Below are 2,823 nucleotides of genomic sequence, written 5' to 3'. Positions count from 1 at the left end.
CGAAACGACCACCGAAGCCGACCTCGCCAAGGTGTGTGCGGCTTTTGGACAGTCCTTAGTGGACGGTGGCGACGCGAAGCTGACCCGGAGGACCACCGACTTCCTGACCCACCCGGTGTTCAACACGCACCACTCCGAAACCGCGATGCTGCGTTATCTGCGCCGCCTCGCCGACCTGGACTACGCGCTGGACCGAGGCATGATCCCGCTCGGGTCGTGCACCATGAAGCTCAACGCCACCACCGAGATGGAGCCGGTGACGTGGCCCGAGTTCGCCAACATGCACCCGTTCGCGCCCGCGTCCCAGACCGCCGGCTACGAGACGCTGATCGCCCAGCTGGAGGCGTGGCTGGCCGAGATCACCGGATATGACGCGGTCAGCGTGCAGCCCAACGCGGGCTCGCAGGGTGAACTCGCGGGATTGCTGGCGATTCGCGGGTACCACATGGCAAATAACGATTTTCAACGGGACGTCTGCCTGATCCCCTCCAGCGCCCACGGCACCAACGCGGCGAGCGCGGTCATGGCGGGCATGCGCGTTGTCGTGGTGGCCTGCGACGAGTCGGGCAACGTGGACCTGGTCGACCTCGACGCGAAGATCTCGCAGCACACCGACCGGCTGGCCGCGATCATGGTGACCTACCCGTCGACCCACGGCGTCTACGAGACGGGCATAGCGGCGCTGTGCGCCAAGGTGCACGAGGCGGGCGGACAGGTCTACGTGGACGGCGCCAACCTCAACGCCCTGGTCGGGTTCGCCAAGCCGGGCAAGTTCGGCGCGGACGTGTCGCACCTCAACCTGCACAAGACGTTCTGCATTCCGCACGGCGGCGGCGGACCGGGCGTGGGCCCGGTGGCGGTGCGCGCGCACCTGACGCCGCACCTGAAGACCCACATCAGCGCGGCGCCGCACGGCAGCGCGGGCATCCTGCCCATCTCGTGGGCCTACATCCGCATGATGGGCCCCGACGGGCTGGCCCAGGCCACGACCAACGCGGTGCTCGCGGCCAACTACGTGGCCGCCCGGCTGCGCGAGCACTATCCGGTGCTCTACAGCGGCAACAAGGGGCTGGTGGCGCACGAGTGCATCCTGGACCTGCGCCAGATCACCAGGGAGACCGGTGTGACGGTCGACGACGTGGCCAAGCGTCTGATCGATTACGGGTTCCACGCGCCGACGATGTCGTTCCCGGTGGCCGGGACGCTGATGGTCGAGCCGACCGAGAGCGAGGACTTGGCCGAGCTGGACCGGTTCGTCGCCGCGATGATCGCCATCCGGCGGGAGATCGCGCGGGTTGCGGAGGGTGTTTGGCCGGCCGGTGACAACCCGCTGGCGAACGCGCCGCACACGGCGGCGATGGTGAGCGCAGACGAGTGGGCGCACGCCTACCCACGCTCGTTGGGCGCCTATCCGGCTGGGGTGACGCCCGTGGGCAAGTACTGGACTCCGGTGCGCCGCATCGATGGGGCCTACGGAGATCGGAACCTGGTTTGTTCGTGCCCGTCGCCTGCCGACTACGCGTAGCGTCAGCCCTAGGCGGTCTGTGTGAGGGCGTGGAGTGCAGGTCCGCGGTGGGGGGAGATGCTCGAACCGTCGGGGAGGAGTTCGCCGGTGTCCTCGAATACGATCACGCCGTTGCAGAGGAGGCTCCAGCCCTGTTCAGGGAAGGACGCCACCACCTTGGCCGCGTCGTGGTCGATCGCATCGGCCGACGGACAGGAGGGTTGGTGCTGGCACATGGCTTTCTTGTTCCGCCATTCTTGGTTTGTTAGGGGTGTGTGTTCATGTTGAGTGGAGTAGCTCACATGACTCGTGACGCACGCTACCCTGCAAAACGACACACATACGAGCAAGTAATCCACGTCAAGCGTAGGAATCAGCCCTTCGGACGATCACAATGAACCCGGTCGGCCTATCAACTACCGTCACTCTGGGTAACGCCCGAGAGATCGCCCGATGGCAATGGCATGTTGGCGAGGCCGGCGACCCGGCGAGGTTGATCGAGGACTTTCTGGCAGATTTCGGTCTTATCTTGGGGGGTACCGCACGCCGCTCCCGCGTTTACGGAGCGTCGCTGCTGGTTTCGGCCGCGGCCGGGGCGCGCATGATAGGCGGCGCGGTCGGCGCGCCTTCGCCCGCCCCGAGCGTGCCCGATGTCGCCGTGGTCGTCTACGGGCGGGCCCCCGCGCCGGAGGCTGAACCGGCGCAGGGCCGGTGGCTGCTCGGCCCGTGGGAGCCGAGCTGGACCCGCCAGCAGCATGCCGACGCCGTCGAGCAGGTGCGGGCGGCCATCGCCCGCGGGGACGTGTATCAGGTCAACGTCGTAGGGCATGCCAGCGCCCCGTACGAGGGCGATCCGGCCGCCGCCCTTCACCGGCTCACCAGGCTGCCGGGCGCCCGCTACGGCGGGGTCCTGGGCGGCGAGGGCTGGGGGATCGCGTGCGCCTCGCCCGAGACGCTGATCTCGGTGCGCGACGGCAAACTCGTCACCCGGCCGATCAAGGGCACGGCCCCGGCGACCGCGCAGGGCAGGGCCGACCTGCGGGCCTCGCCCAAGGAGCGCGCCGAACACGTGATGATCGTCGATTTGGCCCGCAACGATCTGGCGCATGTGGCGGTGACCGGCAGCGTGCGGGTGCCCAACCTGTTCACCGTGCGCCAGTGGTCCAACCTGTGGCAGGCGGAGTCGGACGTCGAGGCCCGCCTGCGTCCGGACGTGGGGCTGGCGTCACTGCTGCGGGCCGTGTGTCCGGGCGGGTCGGTCACGGGCGCGCCGAAGCTCGCCGCGCTGGCCGAGATCGCGCGGCTGGAGCCGGTCGGGC

2 protein-coding genes and 1 pseudogene are annotated in these 2,823 nt (G+C 68.7%); 2 read left to right on the top strand and 1 reads right to left on the bottom strand.

The genetic code is table 11. The features are described from left to right. Positions 1-1,525 (top strand): annotated as a pseudogene (locus DM816_RS41285) (glycine dehydrogenase (aminomethyl-transferring)); the annotation flags it as partial. An 8-nt stretch (positions 1,526-1,533) separates the two neighbouring features. Here the strand turns inward: DM816_RS41285 and DM816_RS41280 are convergent. Further along, a complete protein-coding gene (locus tag DM816_RS41280; RefSeq protein WP_117215865.1) occupies positions 1,534-1,740 on the bottom strand; it encodes a DUF5999 family protein in 207 nt (68 codons plus the stop codon). 158 nt (positions 1,741-1,898) lie between these two features. Here DM816_RS41280 and DM816_RS41275 point away from each other — a divergent pair. Continuing rightward, positions 1,899-2,823, top strand: a 925-nt coding sequence (locus DM816_RS41275; RefSeq protein ID WP_117215866.1) for a chorismate-binding protein, incomplete at its 3' end; no start/stop codon positions are given.

The sequence above is a fragment of the Allorhizocola rhizosphaerae genome (assembly GCF_003426775.1).
Lineage (GTDB): Bacteria > Actinomycetota > Actinomycetes > Mycobacteriales > Micromonosporaceae > Allorhizocola > Allorhizocola rhizosphaerae.
The sequence above is the reverse complement of the archived record's forward strand: the minus strand, read 5'-3'. Positions and strand labels throughout refer to the sequence as shown.